Here is a 19981-nt window from a genome sequence, read left to right on the forward strand (position 1 = left end):
CCCAATATGACCCGCGTGATCGCCCTTTGTCTGGCTTGTGTCCTTGCAACCCCGCTGCTGGCACAGACCAACATCAACCTTGGTGGATTGTCGGCAGATCCGTCCGCCCCGGTTGAGGTGACTGCCGACAGCCTTTCGGTCGATCAAGACACTGGCACCGCCGTATTTTCCGGCAACGTGGTCATTGGCCAGGGCGACCTGCGCTTGGCGGCGGGCAAAGTTGAAGTGGTCTATTCAGACACAACTGGCGATATTGCGCGCCTAAAAGCGGCAGGCGGCGTCACATTTGTGACCACCACCGAAGCGGCTGAGGCTCAAACCGCCGACTATGATTTGACCGCCGGCACCCTGCGGTTAGGTGGCGAGGTTTTGTTGACCCAAGGGGCCAGCGCGCTGTCCGCGGACGAGATGCAAATCGACCTGACCACAGGCAACGCGCAGATGACGGGCCGCGTCAAAACCGTCTTTCAACAGGGGAACAACTGATGGCCCCTGCCCTCACTGTTCAAGATGGCGACGCCGGACTGCACGTCACGAACCTGCGCAAGAGCTATCGCAAGCGCCCAGTTATCCGCGATGTGTCGATGACCCTTGGCCGGGGCGAGGCGGTCGCACTTTTGGGGCCCAACGGCAGCGGCAAGACGACATGCTTTTACCTTGTGGCAGGGCTGATCAACCCCGAAGGCGGCAGCGTCACGGTGGACGGCAGTGATGTCACAACACTTCCAATGTATCGCCGGGCCAAACTTGGCATTGGTTATCTACCGCAGGAAATGTCGATTTTCCGGGGGATGAGCGTTGAAGACAACATCAAAGCCATTCTCGAAATCAGCATCAGCGACCGCCACAAGCGGCGTGAACGGCTCGAAGAATTGCTGTCCGAATTCTCGATCGAACACCTGCGCAGAGCACCCGCCATTGCCCTTTCGGGTGGTGAGCGGCGGCGCGCTGAAATTGCCAGATGTCTTGCAGCCGGGCCCAAGTACGTCCTGCTGGATGAGCCTTTTGCGGGCGTTGACCCCATCGCCGTGGACGAAATCCGCCACCTCGTGGCTGACCTTAAGAATCGCGGCATAGGTGTTCTGATCACTGATCACAACGTGCGCGAGACCCTACAGATCGTCGACCGCGCCTATATTCTGCACGATGGCAAGATTCTTATGAGCGGCACGACAGATGAGGTCGTGCAAGATGAAAACGTCCGGCGCGTCTACCTTGGCAAAGGCTTCCGCGTGAACTGATTTGCTGTGGGTTATTTCCAAGATTTCATTGACATGAATGGTGCTTCTGGCGCTCAATGAACGAGATGAAAGACCCGGCTCAGATTCTTGTTCGCCTTCAGGCCTCGCTGCCTGACGGACATGATAAACCAGCCAAAATTCACTTTTGTCACTCCCCCACGGACCGAAACTGACCTGCCACAGCAGGCCCGTTCGCGCGCCGACACGTCACGAAAAGGAGACACGATGCGGTACCAGATCAGCGGCAAACAGATTGATATTGGCGAGGCCCTGCAAACGCATGTCCAGACCGAATTGGACGACATGCTTTCAAAATATGCAGGCCGCCCGACCGAGGCGACCGTCGTCTTTTCCAGGTCCGGGCACGAATATGTTTGTGAAACCGTTGTTCACCTGTCCACTGGCCTGACCGCGCAAGCCCGCGCGCACGAGCCCGAAATCTATGCCGCTTTTGATGGCAGCAACGAGAAGATGGACAAGCAACTCAGACGGTACAAACGCCGATTGAAAGACCACCACCGCGAGCGTTCACAGCCTGTTGAACTTTCTGATGCCGACTCTTATATCCTCGCCTCAACAGATGAGTCGGATGAGGCTGAAAAGACAGAAGCAACGCCGCTGATCGTGGCCGAGATGGAAACCAAGATTCCGTCCATTTCAGTTGGCGAAGCAGTGATGCAAATGGAAATCTCCGATTCCAGTGTGGTCGTGTTCCGCAATGAAAAACACAACGGAATAAACGTAGTCTATAAACGGGACGATGGTAACATCGGTTGGATCGACCCGCGCGCGACTGGCTAGTCCGGGCGCAAAACCAAAGGAAACATACGATGCAGGTGGCAGACATCCTCAAGCAGGACGCCGTAAAGGTGATCAACAGCTGCACAAGCAAAAAGCGGATGTTTCATGACCTCGGCGCGTTGGCAGAAGGATGCTATGACCTCAACTGTGCCGATGTCGTTGATGCGTTGATCGAACGCGAAGGGCTGGGGCCAACTGGTGTTGGCCACGGCATCGCCCTGCCCCATGCCCGTATGGCTGACGTGAACAGCGTTTTGGGTCTGTTTGTGCGCTTGGAAAAGCCGCTCAATTTTGAATCTGTCGACCGCCAGCCGGTTGATTTGGTGTTCTGCCTGCTTGCGCCCGAAGGGGCCGGGGTCGAACACCTCAAGGCGCTGGCACTAGTGTCGCGCACCATGCGCAGCGACGAAGTTTGCACAAAGCTGCGAGCCAACAATGACCCCGCAACGCTTTTTGCTTTGCTGACAGAAGCCGCCGCCAGTCAGGCGGCGTAGTCGCCAAATCCGAACATCTGGTAGTCACGCGAATAGGCTTGCCGCGCTGCCGCTTCGACCTCAGCATCGTAGATTGCGTCCAATCTTGCGCGCCACGGGTCCGTGACGTCAGGCACGACGGGCATTTTAGAGCGCCCTAACTGACTAGCCAGTCCAGCCAGATCGGAACGTAGCCGATCTTCACGCAAAATCATGTCGGGCGGACCAAATTCCACCATGCTTTGCAGAACAGATAGTTGCGTTGACCACGCCGGATCGATGCGGGTTGCCGTCTGCGCCGACAGATTGCCACGTAAGAACGTCAAGAAGGTCAAAAATGCCCGTCTGTGCGCTGCCATATCATATTGCGGGTCTGTCTCAGGCTCGGGCGTATAATTTGGCACATCCAACTTGTGGATTTTACGTAAGGTGCCGCGAATTTCCTTGAAACTGCCCGGACCGATCGGAAGTATTCGGTCACAGAACGCCGCGTGGGCCCAAGCCACGGGGTGTCGCAGCACTGTAAAGCTGCGGTTACCCGGATTGTCCGACAACCACGCGCGCAGCGTTTTCTGGCTGAATTTGCGCTGCAATGCCGCTGTCTCTGCCCCGTCCAGTGCAGCCATCCATGTCTCGACCGCCTCCACCGGGCCGGATTTAAGCGGAAGGTAAAGCAGTGGCGCTTTTGCCGCCGCCACATATGTGGGCACGAGCGGTCCTCGGCGCGGTTCAAAATTTGGAGTCCGATTCAGGTTGAACCGATCCATCCGCGCCAAGGCCTCTTCCATCTGCGTGAAATTCGCGACCTTGGATGACATGGGCGCCGGGTTCTGTTTCTTCAGCTTTCGATCCAGCCCCGCAATCCGCCCTTCGGCCCCAAGAAACATGGCCAGGCCATTCATGACATCGACGTCCTGCAAATCCTCGTAGGCCACATAGAACGCTGTCTGTCCGGTTCGTTGCAAAGTGTTCAACAGTTGCACCTGAAAGGCTTGCAGTCCCGCCATATGGCTTTCAAATTCATCTGCGTCAAAGGTCACTGCATGTGATTTCGCATGTGTGGCATTGGTCAGTTTCCATTGGCCAGTCGCGCTTGCGATCTTCCAACTGACAAAACTCTCCACCGGGTTACGCGTCAAAATGATCTTGCCACAGCGCCGATCAGTGAGGATCGCGTCCAGCACCCTTGGGTCGTGATCGTTAAAGAACCGAAACCCGTTCAAGCCGGGCGCGCCTTTGACTGCATCTATCAGGGCAAAAGGATCGTCTTCGCGCTGTGCCTGCGTGATCCCCAACACGTCATCTTTGTTCGGGTAGCCGATGAAATGCGGGTTGAACGCCTCACCCAAGCAGCTCAGATCGTCGAACGCATTGATGTTCGATTCCAAGAAGTTCGACCCGGTGCGCATTTCCGCAAACACCACAAAGTAATCAAATCGTGCCACGTCTTATCGCACCAAATAGGGTTTTCGGGGTTGCGGCACATTGTTGTCCGCTGGCGGATCAACCGGGAAATCCCCCATCAGATAGGGATGCATGCCTTGGTTCTTGAGGTTTTGCAGGAACTGACCAAACCCAGTCAGGTCATGCATCCGCGGCGCCTCTGCCAGGCGGCCAAGTGTCTTGCCAGTCATGTCTTCAACCACGGTTTGCAGTGCTTCCATCGGTGCCTCGATGAAATCTGCCATCGACCAGATCCGCACCCGCGCCTTTCCGTAAGGCGACCGCAAACAACTTAGATGTTCGTTCTCAATCCGCTGCAGTTCAGCCGCCTCTTGCCGCAGATCGGCAAAGTTTCGATTGGATTGGAACAACGGTACCGCCCAACTGCCGGTGACAACCGCAATCTGTGCGTTCTTGTCGCGCGACAGGTTCCAGCTCATCGCTTGGTGGTCCGTTGGTCCGAACTGAAACGCCTGACGTTCACCGCGCGTGTTCCAGATCAGGTTGGTCAAGAACATCTGCGGATTGTAGTCGCGCAGTTTGGTGTTGTTTGTAAGCGCCCCATGGAAATGATCTTGACGCCCGTCAAACTCGACGCGTTTGTAGTGATAAAGATGCCCATGCACCCGCGCGCCGGTCATCTTGGCAAGCCAGGGTTCAAAATTCTCGAACAGCTCTGTGAATCCATGCAGCACGGTAAACGGCTCGCAGGTAATTCCGTTTTCCCAGTCATTGTTGGGGAACCGGCTTTGCATATATAGCCCCGGACGCCCCCGCGTCCGCCGTTCAACGGCCTTGGAGAATATCCGGTCAATCTTGCCAGGGTTCGGTTCCGCCCCCTTCATCACCGCCATGTCGTCATTCAGGAAGGTGTCGTACAAGCGATTGGCATGCGTCCAGATTTTGCGCGCAACAAAGCAATCCGATCGCCGCAAAAGCTGCAAGTGATCATCATAAAAGATGTGCGGCTTGCCCTGAAAATCAAACTTGGAAAGCGTCAGCGACCGACTTTCGATATGCTGCGAATAGAGCCGTGCAAGGGTCTGAAAATAGCTCTCGTCGGGGATCCAGACACGACGGAAATAGCGATCATAAATCGGGCGGTCCGGGTCTTGCAGAATGGCCGACAATGTTTGACGCGTCAGGCACCACCATTGTGACCCCATATGTGGAACAAGACCCTCGGGTATCTTGCGGCGAAACTTGATCCGTCGCTGAATTGCCACATAGCGATCAAACAGATATCGCTGCCGCTTCCACGAGAACGGGAACCGCAGGGTAAAGCGCTCGTGGTCCAGCCCGCCAACTGTCCACGGCACATCGGCGGTGGTTGCGCTCTCGATAAAGTCGGTGCGCGGTCGGCTTTCTAAATAGCGCCGCAGTTCCTTGACCGGGCGCAATGGCATGCATGACCCTGAGGCCAGATAAACATGGCTGACCTTGGGAAAGCGTTTCAACATCATCTCGGACGCTGACTGCGCGCCCGCCACAATGCCCCAGGTGCCCCATTCGCAACGATGTCGTTCGCTGAACAGGATATGGTCGCTCAGATCGGCCAGGGCATCGCAGAAGGTGGAAAAAGTGCCATCATCCACGTTCTTGTCCACGTGGATGACAACAGGGCAGCCGCCTTTGACCCAATGGCGCGCCACCTGTTCTGCGCGATCAAGTGCCGTGTGCACCAGCATGACGATCCCGACGGTCATGCCCAGTTCCCTTTGGACATCAGGCCCAAAATCTCAAGCTGCCGCCAATTGATGTATTTCTCGCTCCACTTGCACCACAAATCGGGGTTTTCTTCTGATCCTGCAGCGTAGGCGCGGTATTCATGGCTATTGGCATAATGTTCCTGCCGCACCAATTCTTCCCGCGCCTTGTCGGCGAAGGTGCTTAGAAACTTGGTGTGCAGCATCACGCCCGATGCCTTTTCCCCACCCCATTCGTCGTAGACAAGGTTTAAGCCACGCGGCAGCAGCATATGGGTCGAGCTGACGTAGGCATAACGCCGGTCCCATTTGACAAGCGGCACTTTGTTCAGCGCTGGTGCCCGTGCAGGTTCTTCTGCGAAAAAGGTGCGGGCACGCGGCCCGCCTTGAATCCACAGATTGCCAAACATTGGATTGCGTTCAATCGTGTAGTTGCCACTGTCAAACCATTCTGCCACCTGCAACGGGTTGGACCCGCGCTGATAGGGTGTGCTATTCACCGGACCCTTAGGGTACATGTCCAGCAGCATTGCACCAAAGGATTTGATCGACGACGCATCCAGCCAATCAGTCAACGCACGCAAGGGACGTGTGTCGCAAAACGGATAAACCAACAGCTCGTCAGGGTCGGCCACGAGGCACCAGTGGCCGTGTCCGTATCTGTATTGCAACCTGTTCAGCCAATCGACACCAAACCGCGCACGCTTATAGCTGCCGCGCGCCGACCACAGCGACACATCAGGTTGTTCCTTTAGAAAGTCCCCACCGCCATCGGTGCTTTCGTTGTCGACCATAAGGAAATGGCTCACACCCATTTCGCGGTAGTACTGCAGGAAATAGGGCAACCGCAGATCTTCATTGCGGAAGGTCGAAAAAACCAGAATATCCTTGGGCTTGATCGCATCGGTGCGGTCTACAATCGACGTCAGTTCGCGCTGCTTTCGGCGCGCGCGCCCGATCCAGCGTTTCCGCTGAAGCCGCAATCGATATGTCTCCAAAACGCCCAAAGTAATCCTTGCTTCAACAGCCGCTCAATGCAGGTCTACCATCCATCCGTAAAGACTAACTTGAAATGTGTGTCCCAGTCAGGGGGAACTCGGGATCTTTTTGTGCCGCTTCTAGGGGCCAAGGCTATATTCTTTAACGCATTTTCCCATGCATATCGGTCATGCGGGTCCAGGTAAACGGCGTCGTCGCCCAGAACCTCGCGACATGCTGGCAGATCGGCGACAACCACTTGCGTCCCCCGTGCCAGTGCCTCAACCGGGGGAAGGCCGTAGCCCTCGGCAAATGACGGAAACAACAAAGCCTGCGCACCTGCCATCAAATGGGCGATCTGACCGTCCGACACATCCGAATGCTCTTGCACACCGGCAATCCCCTCATCCAGCCGTTTGAAGACGTCCTCATTCTTCCATCCACGCCGCCCACAGATCAGCAAGGGTGGCGCATCTGGCCAATTTTCCCAGACGTTCAACAACAACGCGTGGTTCTTGCGCGGTTCAATGGTGCCGACAGTTAGAAAGTACGGCGTTTCAGGCTTTGACATGGGCAAAACGGCCGAAACCTCCGGCATTTCTACACCCAATGGCGCAACAATCACGACCGGGGCGTTTGCAACATGGCGACCAACATCCTGCTTTACAGTTTGGGTGGAGGCGATCAACCGCTGCGCATATGCCCCTGCCGCAGCCAGTTTACGTCCAAAGGACTCCACCGTGCCGTCGCGTTGCATGTCGGGCCAATCCAGCGGAATGGTGTCGTGGATCAGGACCGAGGCTTTGCCTTCCCCCGCACCAACGGCCTGCAACGTTCCGGCTGTCAGATTACTGTGCCCAACGTTGTAATAGGCGAACCCAGGTTCCAGTTGTTTGGCCAAAATGCCCGCTAGGCCGCGGCGCCGGCACCGGGCAGCAGCATGACGTCGCACCAACGACTGCCCCCGTCGCGCCGCAGGTGTCAGACGGCGATTGAACCGTGACAAGGCATCGGGCGCACCCCATTCATCGCTTTCGATCGCGTCAAGCAATGCCTTCAATCCGCTCTGATCCAGCAGAACATAGCCCAGTGCCGTCCGGGCAAGACCAAATGCATTTTCGGTCTTTGCAATCTGCTTCAGATAGGCAAGTTCGACCCGGTCAACACCTGTCAGGACAAGACCTGCCCGACTAACCACCCTCGAAACGTCCAGCAGGCGGCACACCGTCATGATGGCGCCCACAGGACACCGAAACAGTGTCTATTGCGCGGCATTCTTCAAGGAAATCATCTGGCTCAGGTAACGTGCAAAGTCATCTTTCAGCTGTGGATGGGCCAGTGCAAACGCCACCGTCGCCTCAAGATATCCGGCTTTGGAACCGCAATCATAACGTTGGCCTTCAAACCGGTAACCATAGACGTCGCGGCCCTGCGTGATCTCGGCGGCGATCGCATCGGTTAACTGAACCTCCCCGCCGGCTCCCTTTTTGACAGAACTGATGTTGTTCAAAACATCAGGCGTCAAAATATAGCGACCGATTACCGCCAGATTGGAAGGTGCTGTGCCTTCCGCGGGCTTCTCTACCATGCCTTTCACAGACACAACGCGCCCGCTTTCGGAATTCACGTCAAGAACACCATAGGCTTTGGTTTGCTCTGGCGACACTTCCATCGCCGCAACCATCGCGCCACCGGTCTCATGGTAAGCCTCGACCATCTGCTGCAGGCACGGTGTGTCACCAGCAATCACGTCATCGGGCAACATCACTGCAAAGGGTTCGTCAGCAATCAACCGACGCCCACACCAAACGGCATGCCCAAGACCCATCGCCTTGTGCTGACGGATATAGGCGATGGCGCCACTTTCCATGTTGGTGTTGCGAAGAACCTCAAGCAGCTCATCCTTGCCCGCACTCTTTAACGAGGCTTCAAGGTCTGGCGCATGGTCAAAATAATCCTCAAGCGCGGACTTTCCGCGCGAGGTCACGAAGATGAATTCTTTGATCCCCGCCGCGCGCGCTTCATCGATTGCGTATTGGATCAACGGGCGATCCACCAAGGTCATGATTTCTTTTGGAACAGATTTCGTCGCGGGCAAAAAACGGGTGCCCATACCAGCAACGGGGAAAATGGCTTTGGTAACTTTGGTTTGCATAGTGGACCTGTAATGAGTCTTGTTGATTTTGATCTAAATGACTCAGGCCAAGAAACCAAGGGTCCGGCGCGAATCGACCGCTTGGTGGTGCTTATCCCGCATCAAATGGGCGAACTTGTGACAAACGGGCCATTTCTTGCTGTGTCCGTGTCTTTGCACGCCACCGCCGGAACCAGGGCTGGTCACGCTCTGACGGTCCAAATTGCCCGCCACGTTGCACCCAAAACCCACGCGGATCAAACCAGACCTTATGCTTGCGCGCCGTTGCTGAAAACAGAAACAGCGTCACCCGTGATCCACCCTCTACGGCCTTGATCGCATGGGCCGTTGCGCGGTTTGCCCGCCAGAACCGTGCCGTCATTGTTCGGTGGCCCCTGACTTGTACCGTAACCGGTTTGAATTCGGGCGGGGTAGACGGCTGTGCCCGCTGGTTTGCATCGCGCGTCTCGCCTGCAGACCAACCGCGATCAAACCCTCGCATCATCCGCAGCACATCGCCCGGCATCAGATCACCTGCAACCATGTGCCGCACCAAACGCAAACGCTGGGCTCGGCGGGCCGGGGCTTTGTCTGTCCGTCCTAAATGCTTGCGCTGAAAAACGGCAGTAGAGGCGGCGATTTCCGTCAAATCCCGTGGCACGCGGTGCGCGGTCCGGCGCGCGCTTGCGGCAAAGCCATGGTGCACCCGTGCCATCGGCACAACCGCTGTGACATGACCAGCATCCGCAATCCGCACATTCAAGTCGGTCTCATCAAGGTAAAACGCAAACGCCTCATCAAACCCGCCAACGGCTTCCAGCACCGTCCTACGCACCGCCATATTGGTGCCTTCGGTTTTGGCGATGATCCTGCTTTTAGGGTCAAACCGGCGCGGCGTATCCCCCCAAGGTTCAATTGCCTCTGCTGTTCCGTCACGCTGCACCTGGCGCGCCGCCCATTGCAGGCTGATGCCGTTCCGGCCAATCACAAAACCTCCCGAAATCGCTGTGTAGGGGTCTGAAAATGGCGCAATCAGATGCAGCAACCACGAAGGCTCTGGCACGGCATCATCATCAATAAACGCCACAATCTCACCGCACGCCTGCGCGATCCCGGCATTGCGCGCGGCAGAAATGTTGACCGTTTCGAAATGCACCAGCTTGATGCGACGCTGAAATGTGCCAAGCCCTTTGCAGCTTTCCGCATCTGCAACAACCACAACTTCAAACGGGGCGTAGTCGAGTTGAAAAAGTCCGACCAAACACCGGTTAAGCTCTGCCGGGCGGCCAAGGCTGACAACAACGACGCTGACAGCCGGGTGTGTCATTTGAAGCCCATGTCTTTCAACATCGCCTCGATCCGGGGGACATCTTCGGGATTGTTCAACTCCCAGAACTGCCGCCCGCGCGCCGCGACTTCAACGCATAGAACATGCCGCCCCTGCTCAAGGAACCGCAACTGCTCCAGCCCCTCCAACTGCTCCAACGGACCGGTCGGCCAGCGCGGATACGCAGCAAGCGCTGATGGACGGTATGCATAGACACCAACATGATGGAAAACCGGTGTTTCGGCATCGTCCGCATAGGTCTGACCGGTATAGGGGATCACCTCTTTGCTGAAATATAGCGCGTTGTGATCCGCGCCAAACACCGCCGTCGTCCCGCCAACCCGGCCAGCAAGCCGGTCTTCCAGAAACCCGCGCAGTGCGCGGCCCTCGGTGCGTAGCACCGGTGTCGCAACTTCAGCCACCGGATGGGCCGCCAGATCGCGCACCAGATCTTCGATAAACCACGCAGGGGTCAGCGGCGCGTCGCCTTGCAGATTGACCACAATGTCATAGCCACCGCCCAAGGCATCCAGCGCCTCGGCGCAGCGTTCAGTGCCGTTCTGACAGTCCTCGGATGTCATCACGACCTCTGCGCCAAAAGCCTCCGCAGCGTCCTTGATCCGCCCGTCATCGGTGGCCACCACCACCCTGTCCACGCCTTTGACCGATTGCGCCGCATCCCAGCTACGTTGGATCAGGCTCCGCGTAGCGCCACCGGCGCCCCGCAGCGCCACAAGCGGCTTGCCCGGATAGCGGGTGCTGGCAAAGCGCGCCGGTATGACGACCAGAACAGACATCAGCCCTGCACCAAATCGACGCCCGGCGCGTAAGCGATGAAGAACGGATTGGCAAAGGTGTCCTTCCCATAGCCCAGCGGCGAATGATCATCAAAACGCACCACGCGCCCGCCCGCCCCGTTCAACACCGCGTGCCCGGCTGCGGTATCCCACTCCATCGTGCGTCCCAGGCGCGGATAGATGTCCGCCTCTCCTGTTGCGATCAGACAAAACTTGAGTGATGACCCCGCACTTTTCATGTCTGCCGTTTGGTATTTGCCGATATAGGCGTCCGTTGCTTCATCCCGGTGGGACTTGGATGCCACCACCAAAAGCGCGGAATTGTCCGGGTTAGACACTGAAATCGGCTTGGTCTTACCGATTTTGGCTTTGTCAAACGGAGCCATCTCCTCGACCGTCCGCCCATCCGCATCGGTGTAGAACAACCGCCCCTTGGCGGGTGCATAAACGACCCCGGCTTTGGGCACGCCATCGACCACATAAGCGATATTCACGGTGAAATCGCCGCGCCGCTTGATGAACTCTTTGGTGCCATCCAGCGGGTCTACAATCAGGAACGTGTTAGCACTTTCGCCGTGGGTATCCGCTTGTTCCTCAGTCACCAGCGCCACGTCCGGGAACGCCGCGCGCAACCCCGCAGCGATCACCGCATCCGCCGCCTCGTCCGCTGCTGTCACCGGGCTGTCATCGCTTTTCGATCGGACATCGAAATCGGGGCTGTCGTAGATTTCCATGATGACGTCGCCTGCTTCCAGCGCCAACTTGCGCATCACATCTGTCAGTTTCCCGAAATCCATGGTCACACCCTGCTTTTTCCTGATGGCGCAATGATTGAAATGCGCGAACGCGGTCCTTATGATCGGGCGTCAAGCGAACAGCAAGAAATTCGTGTCATCAGGGGCCTCGCCCCTAAAAGGAACCGGCATGTTTCAGGCCCCTGTCACACATGAACGCCGACGCAGCGTTTTCGCCATGCTCGAGCTGATTTATCACTCGGTCGTGCGTGACGTCCGCAAAAGCCACAGGAATGCGTTTCTGGGGCTTGTTCTGAACATGATGCAAACCATCGTGTTCGTACTGACTTTCTATCTGATGTACTCGCTTCTTGGTCTGCGTGGTGCCGCCGTGCGCGGCGACTTTTTGCTGTATATTATGTCGGGTATCTTCCTTTACCTGACCCATACCAAAGCCATGCAAGCCGTTATCGGGTCAGAGGGACCCGCATCAGCGATGATGCAACATGCGCCGATGACAACCGCCATTTCGATCACGGCGGCCGCACTTTCATCGCTTTACCTGCAATTGCTGTCCCTCTTGGTGGTGCTGTTCTTCTACCATGTGCTGTTCAATCCCGTTGTCATAGACGATCCCACTGGCGCGATGGCAATGCTGCTACTGTCCTGGTTCACCGGCGTAGGTGTCGGGCTGATCCTTCTCGCGATAAAACCCTGGATGCCAGACGTGGTGACAGTAGTCAGCTCGATCTACTCGCGCGCCAATATGATCGCCTCGGGCAAGATGTTCCTTGCCAACTCATTGCCTGCCTCGATGCTGGTGCTGTTTGACTGGAATCCGCTTTTTCACACCATCGACCAGGCGCGGGGATTCACGTTTATCAACTATAATCCGCACTTCAGCTCTGCGATGTACCCGCTTTATGTGGGGCTGGTGCTGGTCGCGATTGGCCTGATGGGCGAATTCTACACCCGCAAGAACGCCTCAATCAGCTGGGGCGCATCGCGCTAACGATTGACCTGCGACCTGTCAGGGGCTAGCCAACCTCTGATTTCGTGTTTGGGCACCCGTCGACCCCTTTTGGGGGACATCTTCCTTTTGCCCAAACACCAAAGGCCACTTCATGACCATCTCCTGCCGCGCCTTGCGCAAAAATGACCTATCCGAACTCACTGACATCCTGAACGCAACTGACCTGTTTCCTGCTGACATGCTGGACGACATGGTGCAGGGCTACCTGACACAGCAATCCGACGACCGCTGGTGTGTCTCGCTGGCCGGTCACATCGTTGTTGGCTTCGCCTTCCTCGAACCCGAACGGATGACATCCGGCACCTGGAACATGTTGGCGCTGGCGGTCTCACCCGATCACCAAGGGCAAGGCATCGGTGCCGCCCTCGTCGGCTATGCTGAATCCACCCTGATTAAGGCAAAGGCGCGCCTTATGCTGGTCGACACGCTCGATACGGAAGACTTTGCGCCGCAACGTCGTTTCTACACAAGCTGCGGCTATCAAAAGGCGGCGCACATCCCTGATTTCTATGATCGCGGCGCTGGTAAGGTCACATTCACCAAGAATCTCTGCTGACACCGCAAAGATTCCGGTTTTGGGCGCAAATCAGGGCCCGCAGGCGGTTGCAGCCCCCAAAACCCAACCCTATATACGCGAAGTCGCGAGACGGGCCGAAAGCCCGATCGCAATTCATGAAAATAGGCGCGGGTGCCGAAACGGGTTCGCGCCGCTCAAACCGCCTGAAGCAAAAGGGATTTGAAACATGGCCAAAGTCATCGGAATTGACCTCGGAACCACTAACTCTTGTATCGCCATCATGGACGGCTCCAAGCCCCGCGTGATCGAAAACAGCGAAGGTGCCCGCACCACGCCGTCGATCGTCGCCTTCACAGATGATGAGCGTCTCGTCGGCCAACCTGCAAAGCGTCAGGCCGTCACCAACCCCGAAAACACCATCTTTGCCGTCAAGCGCCTGATCGGCCGCCGTTTCGACGACAAGGATCTTGCAAAGGACAAAAAGAACATGCCGTTCGCTGTCGTTGATGGCGGCAACGGCGACGCGTGGGTCGAAAGCAAGGGTGAGAAATACTCCCCTTCACAAATCTCTGCCTTCATCCTTGGCAAGATGAAAGAAACTGCTGAGTCCTACCTTGGCGAAGACGTGACCCAAGCGGTCATCACCGTGCCTGCTTACTTCAACGACGCCCAGCGTCAGGCGACCAAAGACGCCGGCAAAATCGCGGGCCTCGAGGTGCTGCGCATCATCAACGAACCAACCGCCGCTGCACTGGCCTACGGCCTCGACAAGAAAGAAACCAAAACCATCGCGGTCTATGACCTTGGCGGTGGTACCTTCGACGTGACGATCCTCGAGATCGACGATGGCCTGTTCGAAGTGAAATCCACCAACGGTGATACCTTCCTGGGTGGTGAAGACTTTGACATGCGCATCGTCAATTACCTCGCGGATGAGTTCAAAAAGGAACACTCCGTCGACCTGACCAAAGACAAGATGGCTTTGCAGCGCCTGAAAGAAGCGGCTGAAAAAGCCAAGATCGAACTGTCTTCGTCCTCGACAACAGAAATCAACCAGCCGTTTATCTCGATGGGATCCAACGGCCAGCCGCTCCACATGGTCATGAAACTGACCCGTGCAAAGCTGGAGTCGCTGGTGTCTGACCTAATCAAATCCTCAATGAAGCCTTGTCAGGCTGCGATCAAAGACGCGGGCCTGTCCACATCTGACATCGACGAAGTCGTTCTTGTCGGCGGTATGACCCGTATGCCCCGCGTGAAAGAAGAAGTGACCAAATTCTTCGGCAAAGAGCCTCATCAGGGTGTGAACCCCGATGAAGTTGTTGCCATGGGTGCCGCCATTCAGGCCGGTGTTCTTCAGGGCGACGTCAAAGACGTGGTTCTGCTGGACGTCACGCCACTGTCCTTGGGCATCGAAACGCTGGGCGGAGTGTTTACCCGCCTGATCGACCGCAACACCACGATCCCAACCAAGAAGTCGCAAACATTCTCGACCGCCGAGGATAACCAGAACGCCGTGACACTGCGCGTGTTCCAGGGTGAGCGTGAGATGGCCGCCGACAACAAAATGTTGGGCCAGTTCAACCTTGAAGACATCCCGCCCGCACCACGCGGCATGCCGCAGATCGAGGTGACATTCGACATCGACGCCAACGGCATCGTATCGGTTGCCGCAAAGGACAAAGGCACCGGCAAAGAGCAGTCGATCACCATTCAGGCCTCTGGCGGTCTGTCCGATGACGACATCGAAGCGATGGTCAAGGACGCCGAAGAAAACGCAGAGGCCGATAAGGAACGCAAGGAAATGGTCGAAGCGCGCAACAGCGCTGAAAGCCTGATCCACTCCACCGAAAAGTCACTGGAGGAGCATTCCGACAAGGTTGATCCAACCACGGTTGAAGCCATCGAACTTGCGATTGCCGCGCTGAAGGACGACCTCGAAAAGGACGACATCACCGCAGACAAGATCAAGTCGGGCATCCAGAATGTCACTGAATCGGCCATGAAACTGGGCGAAGCCATCTACAAGGCCAGCCAGGAAGAGGCCGGTGAGGTTGACCCAGACGAAGAGCCAAAAGGCGCTGACGAAGAAGACATCGTTGATGCCGACTTCGAAGATTTGGGCGACGACAAGCGTGACTAAGGCGACAGCCTAGCGAAATGGACCGGCCCGAGGAACCGGGTCGGTCTTTTTCCATTCCCAAAGGGGAAAACTGAACATGGCAAAACGCGATTATTATGAAACGCTCGGCGTCGCCAAAGGCGCTGATGCTGCTGAAATCAAGAAGGCCTATCGCCAAAAGGCCAAGGAATTGCACCCGGACCGCAACGCAGACAACCCAAAGGCGGAAGAGCAGTTCAAGGAAGCGGCCGAAGCGTATGACGTCCTGAAAGACGCCGAGAAAAAAGCGGCCTATGACCGCTTTGGCCACGCCGCTTTCGAGGGCGGCATGGGCGGCGGCGGTCGGCCCGGCGGCGGTCAGGGCGATTTTGCTTCTGCCTTCTCTGATGTGTTTGACGACCTTTTCGGCGACATGATGGGCGGTGGCCGCGGCGGCGGGCGCAACCGCGCCCAGCGCGGCAATGACCTGCGCTATAACCTGCGCATCAACCTCGAAGACGCCTTTGCGGGCATGCAGAAAACCATCACGGTGCCCACTGCTGTCGGGTGTGATGCATGTAACGGCACGGGTGCCGAAGGCGGATCAGAGCCGCAGAACTGCCCCACCTGCAACGGCATGGGCAAGGTTCGCGCGCAACAGGGATTCTTCACCGTCGAACGCACCTGCCCGACGTGCAACGGTATGGGCCAAACGATTAAGGACCCTTGCCGCACCTGCCACGGCGCGGGCCGCGTCGAGAAAGAGAAATCGCTGTCGGTCAACATCCCCGCGGGCGTCGAAACCGGAACCCGCATCCGCCTCGCGGGCGAAGGTGAGGCCGGGATGCGCGGCGGCCCTGCGGGTGACCTCTACATCTTTATCGAGGTTACGCAGCACGCGCTTTTTGAGCGTGAGAACAACAACCTCTTTTGCCGCGTCCCGGTCAGCATCGCCTCTGCGGCCCTGGGAGGAGAGATCGAAGTGCCAACAATCGACGGCGGCCGCAGCCGTGTGAAGATTCCGGAAGGGTCGCAATCGGGTCGACAAATGCGCCTACGCGGGAAAGGCATGCCTGCCCTACGCGGCGGCGGTGCGGGTGATATGTTCATCGAACTGGCGGTTGAAACACCGGTAAACCTGACCAGTCGCCAGCGGGAAATCCTCAAGGAATTCGACAAGTTGAGCGAAGAGAACAACCCGCATGGGTCAAAGTTCTTCAAATCGGTCAAAGGGTTTTGGGATTCGATGAAGGGCTAAGCCGCCCATCGTTAACCAATCTTTCACCTGAATCGCGCGAAATGGGCATATGTCCCATTTCGCCGAAACCCCTGGCCTGTTCCGCGACCTGGACGAGGCGACACCTGCGCCCGTCCCCGCGAAACTACCGTCCTACATCAAAGATCATCGCAAGCGTCTGCGTGAACGGTTCCTCACTGGCGGTGCGACGGCGATGCCGGACTATGAACTTCTTGAACTTGTCCTGTTTCGCGCCATTCCTCGGCAGGACGTCAAACCGTTGGCTCGCGCGCTGCTGGACCAATTCAGCGATTTCAACAGCGTCCTTGCCGCGCCGATCAGCCAGTTGCGTGCTGTCAGCGGCATTGGTGATGCCGTCGTGACCGAACTCAAAATAGTCGAGGCTGCCGCCCACCGCCTCGCCCGGTCCCGCGTGATGCAAAGGCACGTGATCTCAAGCTGGCAAGCAATCATCGACTATTGTCACACAGTCATGGCGCATCGCGACACCGAACAGTTTCGCATTCTCTACCTTGATACCAAAAACACGCTGATTGCCGACGAAGAACAGGCCAAAGGCACCATCGACCATGTCCCCGTCTACCCGCGCGAGGTTGTCAAACGCGCGCTTGAACTCAATGCCGCGGCGCTGATTCTCGTCCACAATCACCCCTCTGGTGACCCGACGCCCAGCAGCGCCGATATCGAAATGACCGCCAAGATTACCAATGCCGCCTATGCCGTAGATGTACAGGTACATGACCATCTGATCATCGGCAAAAACCGCGAACTCAGCTTTCGGGCCGAAGGGTTACTCTGACACCCAAAGCTCGACCCGCCGGTTCATCTGACGTCCCCATTCGGTGTCATCACATCCCATTGGCAGCGCTTCGCCAAAGGCTTCCGTCTCGAGCGTCACACCCTCAGGCAAGGCACCCAACAGGTCCAGCAGATCGCTTTTCACCGCCTCTGCACGCGCGCTTGACAGATCGCTGTTCGCCAGCGCGTCCCCGCGCCCGTCACTGAACCCAACCAACCACAGCGCGCGTCCGGCATAGGCCCCGTCTTTGATCCGCTGCGCCAACAGGGTCAAGTTCGAACGTGATCCCGCGTCCAGCCGCGTTGATCCGACCTCAAACCGAAAGCTGACAGACTGTCGCGTCAGGGCGGTCAGGATTCGCACCATCCGCTGTAGTTCCGGCAGCTGGATCTCTGGCCCGGCAGCGGCAATCGCGCTGACAAACCGCTGCCCCTGCGCATCCAATGGCACCGGCACTGCGCCCTGATCCACAAACCCCGCCCGCCGCACGATCAACTGTGCTGCAGGGGTGCGCAGGAAACTAAGAAACCCCCGCGCAACGGGGTGTAACCGCCACTCTGGCAGGTAAATGAACAGTGGTGCTGTCAGCGGATAATCCTGGGCCTTCAGGGCTGCAACCCGTGGCGCGGAAATGAATCCGCAGGCATCAGACAACGCCACCGGCGCCGCCACACCCGTTTCACCCAAGCTTCCAATGCCCAACCCATCCGGGTCGCGTGCAACGGCGGCAGCCATGTCTGCCGTGGTATCGTGATGGATCGCCCCCGCGGTTGGCTCTGCGCCCAAGACCGTGGCCAGGAATTGCACTTGCCCGTTGCGCTGCGAGCCAAGGTGCAATGTGATCGGCGCGTCATTCCCGCCTAGCGCACCCCAATCCGTGATGGCACCTGCCATGATCCCCGCCAGTTCAGACAGTGACACGTCCCCCACATTGTTCTGCGCAGAGATCACCGGCACCAAAGCATCCAACCCAACAATCCGGCTTTGCAAAGCACTGTCTAACGCGCCCAGCCCCACCTCGTGCCCCAAGGCAAGCTCAGTTGGTGACACTTCGCGCGTGGACAGGGCCATGTCGGATTGAAACGCGATCAGATCAGCAAACCCCTCGTCTGATGTCGTGCCATGCACGGAAAAGACCCCCACGACACCATTGTCATCAGATAGCTCGATCCGCAGGCGTGTCGGGCCCAGTTGCCGCAGCGCACTGCGCCATCCCTGTGCGCGGGCATAGCCATCGATCAGCGCCGGTATCAGCACGTCAGCCATCTGCGCTGCGCCCGACATGCGAACGACCGGAATATGGCTCTGAGGATTTGGACAGGCGGTACCGGAACAGGTCACCTGAGCATAGTTCAGCGTCAGCGGCCCGTAGGGTGATTCAATTTGCAAGTAAGTGCCGTCAAACCCGATGACGCGGCCAGTTACGGATAGCGCACCACCGCGACTGATAATCGTCACATCCTGCGCCGCGGCTCGCCCACAAAGCAAAAGTGCGGCGAAGACCGCCGCACATTTTACAAGCTCTTTGAACCTTTGTTTGCACGTCATTTCGACGCGAGTGTCAGGTCCTGAAACATGTTTTTCAATACAAGATATTCGCCCACAGCGTCGCACCCCGGCATGGTCATCGTCAGATCAGTGGCAGCTGCCGCTTCCCCGGGGACCAATTGTATGCTTTGCGCCTCGACCAGACGGCCGCAGTTCCGCTCTGTCACCTCTGCCTCGACGCTGATCTCAATCGCGCCGTCACGCAGGGCAATGCCGCTGGGGAAGGTGTAGACTTCTGCCATCAACGCATCCGGCACTGACACATCGCCAAGGCTTGTCAAGAAGCCGCCCAATCCGGCCACGGCCTGTGTCGGATCAGCAGCAGACGCCGCCCAGATGTGGCCGTTTTCACCATAGCTTGCGCCAAACTCAAAGGCGTGCAACTGAACGTCATCTTCACCTTGCCACTGCAGTACGGCGCGATCGTACATCGCAAGGCTTGGCACGCCAGTGATGGCCACGGCCCCTTCGCCGTCGTCATAAGCAGCAATAAAGAACGCTTCGGTAGCCAACGCCGGGACAGTCACGGTCAAGTTGCCATTTCCGTCTGTCAAAGCATGGAACATCATGCCCTGATGGTGGATCGAGACCACGGCATCCGGGCGGCAATCATCCGCCAATGTCAGCTCGACCATTGCTAAATCCGTGGGGGTCGCCGTCAATGTGGTGTCACATGCTGGTGCTTCTGCGACCTCGGCGATCGGAGTGATCAGCGGCTCGGGCGTTTCAACGGCATCCGTCGCAATGATATCGGTGGCTGCCAAATCAGTGGCTGAAGGGACAGACATCAACGGTGCGTCAATCTCGCTCAGGCCTTCGGTGTATCCGACTTTCTCAAAACGCGGCAGGCTTGCGCTAGGCATCGCCAGCGTTGTGGGGACAGCAACACTCGCCGCCACAGGGACCACCACAGTTTCTGGGTCCAATCGGGTCTCGGGGCCCGCCACAGGCGCATCCGCGCCCCAGCGCCCTGCAACTGCGTCGCCGTATTGCATCACAAATCCGATGCTCAGCGCGATTGCAAAAGTCGCACCGGCAGTCGCCAACTGACGTCTTGTTCGTGTCTGTGCCATGTCCGTTCCGTTCCCCAG

At 57.5% G+C, this 19981-nt stretch carries 19 protein-coding genes; 9 read left to right on the plus strand and 10 right to left on the minus strand.

What is annotated here, in order from left to right; translation table 11 throughout:
- Window positions 1-6 precede the first annotated feature (6 nt).
- The 4 genes from lptA to AB3Y40_RS15390 all read left to right on the plus strand — a co-directional run bounded on the left by lptA (window position 7) and on the right by AB3Y40_RS15390 (window position 2536).
- Window positions 7-486 carry a lipopolysaccharide transport periplasmic protein LptA gene (gene lptA, locus AB3Y40_RS15375; protein WP_369439758.1) on the plus strand — a complete coding sequence of 160 codons (480 nt, stop codon included), beginning with the start codon at window positions 7-9 and terminating at the stop codon, window positions 484-486.
- The gene (lptB, locus tag AB3Y40_RS15380; protein ID WP_369439759.1) at window positions 486-1241 is read left to right on the plus strand and encodes an LPS export ABC transporter ATP-binding protein; all 756 of its coding nucleotides are present in this window, start codon (window positions 486-488) and stop codon (window positions 1239-1241) included. Before lptA ends, lptB begins: the two co-directional genes overlap by 1 nt.
- 225 nt (window positions 1242-1466) lie before the next feature.
- Window positions 1467-2042 (plus strand): ribosome hibernation-promoting factor, HPF/YfiA family, encoded by a 576-nt coding sequence (hpf, locus tag AB3Y40_RS15385; protein WP_369439760.1) that lies wholly within the window; start codon window positions 1467-1469, stop codon window positions 2040-2042.
- Window positions 2043-2071: 29 nt separating this feature from the next.
- Window positions 2072-2536, plus strand: coding sequence for a PTS sugar transporter subunit IIA (locus tag AB3Y40_RS15390; protein ID WP_369439761.1), 465 nt, complete (start codon window positions 2072-2074; stop codon window positions 2534-2536).
- On the opposite strand, the gene AB3Y40_RS15395 is transcribed toward AB3Y40_RS15390, so the two are convergent.
- The 8 genes from AB3Y40_RS15395 to cysQ all read right to left on the minus strand — a co-directional run bounded on the left by AB3Y40_RS15395 (window position 2524) and on the right by cysQ (window position 11697).
- Entirely contained in the window at window positions 2524-3960 is a 1437-nt protein-coding gene (locus tag AB3Y40_RS15395; protein ID WP_369439762.1) for a nodulation protein NodH, read from the minus strand. The two genes, AB3Y40_RS15390 and AB3Y40_RS15395, sit on opposite strands and share 13 nt — an antisense overlap.
- Before the next feature lie 3 nt (window positions 3961-3963).
- Window positions 3964-5664: a DUF5927 domain-containing protein gene (locus AB3Y40_RS15400; protein WP_369439763.1), complete on the minus strand. Its 1701-nt coding sequence runs from the start codon at window positions 5662-5664 to the stop codon at window positions 3964-3966.
- Entirely contained in the window at window positions 5661-6647 is a 987-nt protein-coding gene (locus tag AB3Y40_RS15405; RefSeq protein WP_369439764.1) for a glycosyltransferase family 2 protein, read from the minus strand. Before AB3Y40_RS15405 ends, AB3Y40_RS15400 begins: the two co-directional genes overlap by 4 nt.
- Window positions 6648-6706: 59 nt before the next feature.
- Window positions 6707-7873, minus strand: coding sequence for a glycosyltransferase family 4 protein (locus tag AB3Y40_RS15410; RefSeq protein ID WP_369439765.1), 1167 nt, complete (start codon window positions 7871-7873; stop codon window positions 6707-6709).
- A 30-nt stretch (window positions 7874-7903) separates the two neighbouring features.
- Window positions 7904-8797: a UTP--glucose-1-phosphate uridylyltransferase GalU gene (galU, locus tag AB3Y40_RS15415; protein WP_369439766.1), complete on the minus strand. Its 894-nt coding sequence runs from the start codon at window positions 8795-8797 to the stop codon at window positions 7904-7906.
- A gap of 91 nt (window positions 8798-8888) precedes the next feature.
- Window positions 8889-10103 carry a glycosyltransferase family 2 protein gene (locus AB3Y40_RS15420; RefSeq protein ID WP_369439767.1) on the minus strand — a complete coding sequence of 405 codons (1215 nt, stop codon included), beginning with the start codon at window positions 10101-10103 and terminating at the stop codon, window positions 8889-8891.
- The gene (gene kdsB / locus AB3Y40_RS15425) at window positions 10100-10900 is read right to left on the minus strand and encodes a 3-deoxy-manno-octulosonate cytidylyltransferase (protein ID WP_369439768.1); all 801 of its coding nucleotides are present in this window, start codon (window positions 10898-10900) and stop codon (window positions 10100-10102) included. The genes AB3Y40_RS15420 and kdsB overlap by 4 nt, the downstream gene beginning before the upstream one ends.
- Window positions 10900-11697, minus strand: a complete 798-nt coding sequence (cysQ, locus tag AB3Y40_RS15430; RefSeq protein WP_369439769.1) for a 3'(2'),5'-bisphosphate nucleotidase CysQ — start codon at window positions 11695-11697, stop codon at window positions 10900-10902. Before cysQ ends, kdsB begins: the two co-directional genes overlap by 1 nt.
- 127 nt (window positions 11698-11824) lie before the next feature.
- Between cysQ and AB3Y40_RS15435 the strand changes: the two genes are divergently transcribed.
- The 5 genes from AB3Y40_RS15435 to radC all read left to right on the plus strand — a co-directional run bounded on the left by AB3Y40_RS15435 (window position 11825) and on the right by radC (window position 17342).
- Complete coding sequence (locus AB3Y40_RS15435) at window positions 11825-12646, plus strand: ABC transporter permease (RefSeq protein WP_459553995.1); 822 nt, start codon at window positions 11825-11827, stop codon at window positions 12644-12646.
- Window positions 12647-12758: 112 nt separating this feature from the next.
- Window positions 12759-13223 (plus strand): GNAT family N-acetyltransferase, encoded by a 465-nt coding sequence (locus tag AB3Y40_RS15440; protein WP_369439771.1) that lies wholly within the window; start codon window positions 12759-12761, stop codon window positions 13221-13223.
- 187 nt (window positions 13224-13410) lie between these two features.
- A complete protein-coding gene (dnaK, locus tag AB3Y40_RS15445; protein WP_369439772.1) occupies window positions 13411-15327 on the plus strand; it encodes a molecular chaperone DnaK in 1917 nt (638 codons plus the stop codon).
- Window positions 15328-15403: 76 nt separating this feature from the next.
- A complete protein-coding gene (gene dnaJ / locus AB3Y40_RS15450; protein WP_369439773.1) occupies window positions 15404-16543 on the plus strand; it encodes a molecular chaperone DnaJ in 1140 nt (379 codons plus the stop codon).
- 49 nt (window positions 16544-16592) lie between these two features.
- Window positions 16593-17342 (plus strand): RadC family protein, encoded by a 750-nt coding sequence (gene radC / locus AB3Y40_RS15455; protein ID WP_369439774.1) that lies wholly within the window; start codon window positions 16593-16595, stop codon window positions 17340-17342.
- Here radC and AB3Y40_RS15460 read toward each other — a convergent pair.
- Both AB3Y40_RS15460 and AB3Y40_RS15465 read right to left on the minus strand, forming a co-directional pair.
- Window positions 17334-18800 carry a phosphate ABC transporter substrate-binding/OmpA family protein gene (locus AB3Y40_RS15460; RefSeq protein WP_369439775.1) on the minus strand — a complete coding sequence of 489 codons (1467 nt, stop codon included), beginning with the start codon at window positions 18798-18800 and terminating at the stop codon, window positions 17334-17336. The two genes, radC and AB3Y40_RS15460, sit on opposite strands and share 9 nt — an antisense overlap.
- A gap of 86 nt (window positions 18801-18886) precedes the next feature.
- The gene (locus AB3Y40_RS15465) at window positions 18887-19963 is read right to left on the minus strand and encodes a hypothetical protein (protein WP_369439776.1); all 1077 of its coding nucleotides are present in this window, start codon (window positions 19961-19963) and stop codon (window positions 18887-18889) included.
- Between the last annotated feature and the right edge of the window lie 18 nt (window positions 19964-19981).

Origin of the sequence: Yoonia sp. R2331, from assembly GCF_041103235.1 — a bacterium.
In the GTDB taxonomy this organism is placed as follows: domain Bacteria; phylum Pseudomonadota; class Alphaproteobacteria; order Rhodobacterales; family Rhodobacteraceae; genus CANMYO01.

Bases quoted from the DNA above. Each gene is read 5' to 3' on its own strand.
- lptB (WP_369439759.1), top strand. From the start codon at position 486: ATGGCCCCTGCCCTCACTGTTCAAGATGGCGACGCCGGACTGCACGTC.
- AB3Y40_RS15410 (WP_369439765.1), bottom strand. From the start codon at position 7,873: ATGACGGTGTGCCGCCTGCTGGACGTTTCGAGGGTGGTTAGTCGGGCA.
- AB3Y40_RS15465 (WP_369439776.1), bottom strand. From the start codon at position 19,963: ATGGCACAGACACGAACAAGACGTCAGTTGGCGACTGCCGGTGCGACT.
- AB3Y40_RS15400 (WP_369439763.1), bottom strand. From the start codon at position 5,664: ATGACCGTCGGGATCGTCATGCTGGTGCACACGGCACTTGATCGCGCA.
- AB3Y40_RS15420 (WP_369439767.1), bottom strand. From the start codon at position 10,103: ATGACACACCCGGCTGTCAGCGTCGTTGTTGTCAGCCTTGGCCGCCCG.
- AB3Y40_RS15390 (WP_369439761.1), top strand. From the start codon at position 2,072: ATGCAGGTGGCAGACATCCTCAAGCAGGACGCCGTAAAGGTGATCAAC.
- kdsB (WP_369439768.1), bottom strand. From the start codon at position 10,900: ATGTCTGTTCTGGTCGTCATACCGGCGCGCTTTGCCAGCACCCGCTAT.
- AB3Y40_RS15435 (WP_459553995.1), top strand. From the start codon at position 11,825: ATGTTTCAGGCCCCTGTCACACATGAACGCCGACGCAGCGTTTTCGCC.
- galU (WP_369439766.1), bottom strand. From the start codon at position 8,797: ATGCAAACCAAAGTTACCAAAGCCATTTTCCCCGTTGCTGGTATGGGC.
- dnaK (WP_369439772.1), top strand. From the start codon at position 13,411: ATGGCCAAAGTCATCGGAATTGACCTCGGAACCACTAACTCTTGTATC.
- dnaJ (WP_369439773.1), top strand. From the start codon at position 15,404: ATGGCAAAACGCGATTATTATGAAACGCTCGGCGTCGCCAAAGGCGCT.
- hpf (WP_369439760.1), top strand. From the start codon at position 1,467: ATGCGGTACCAGATCAGCGGCAAACAGATTGATATTGGCGAGGCCCTG.
- radC (WP_369439774.1), top strand. From the start codon at position 16,593: ATGTCCCATTTCGCCGAAACCCCTGGCCTGTTCCGCGACCTGGACGAG.
- AB3Y40_RS15440 (WP_369439771.1), top strand. From the start codon at position 12,759: ATGACCATCTCCTGCCGCGCCTTGCGCAAAAATGACCTATCCGAACTC.
- cysQ (WP_369439769.1), bottom strand. From the start codon at position 11,697: ATGGATTTCGGGAAACTGACAGATGTGATGCGCAAGTTGGCGCTGGAA.
- lptA (WP_369439758.1), top strand. From the start codon at position 7: ATGACCCGCGTGATCGCCCTTTGTCTGGCTTGTGTCCTTGCAACCCCG.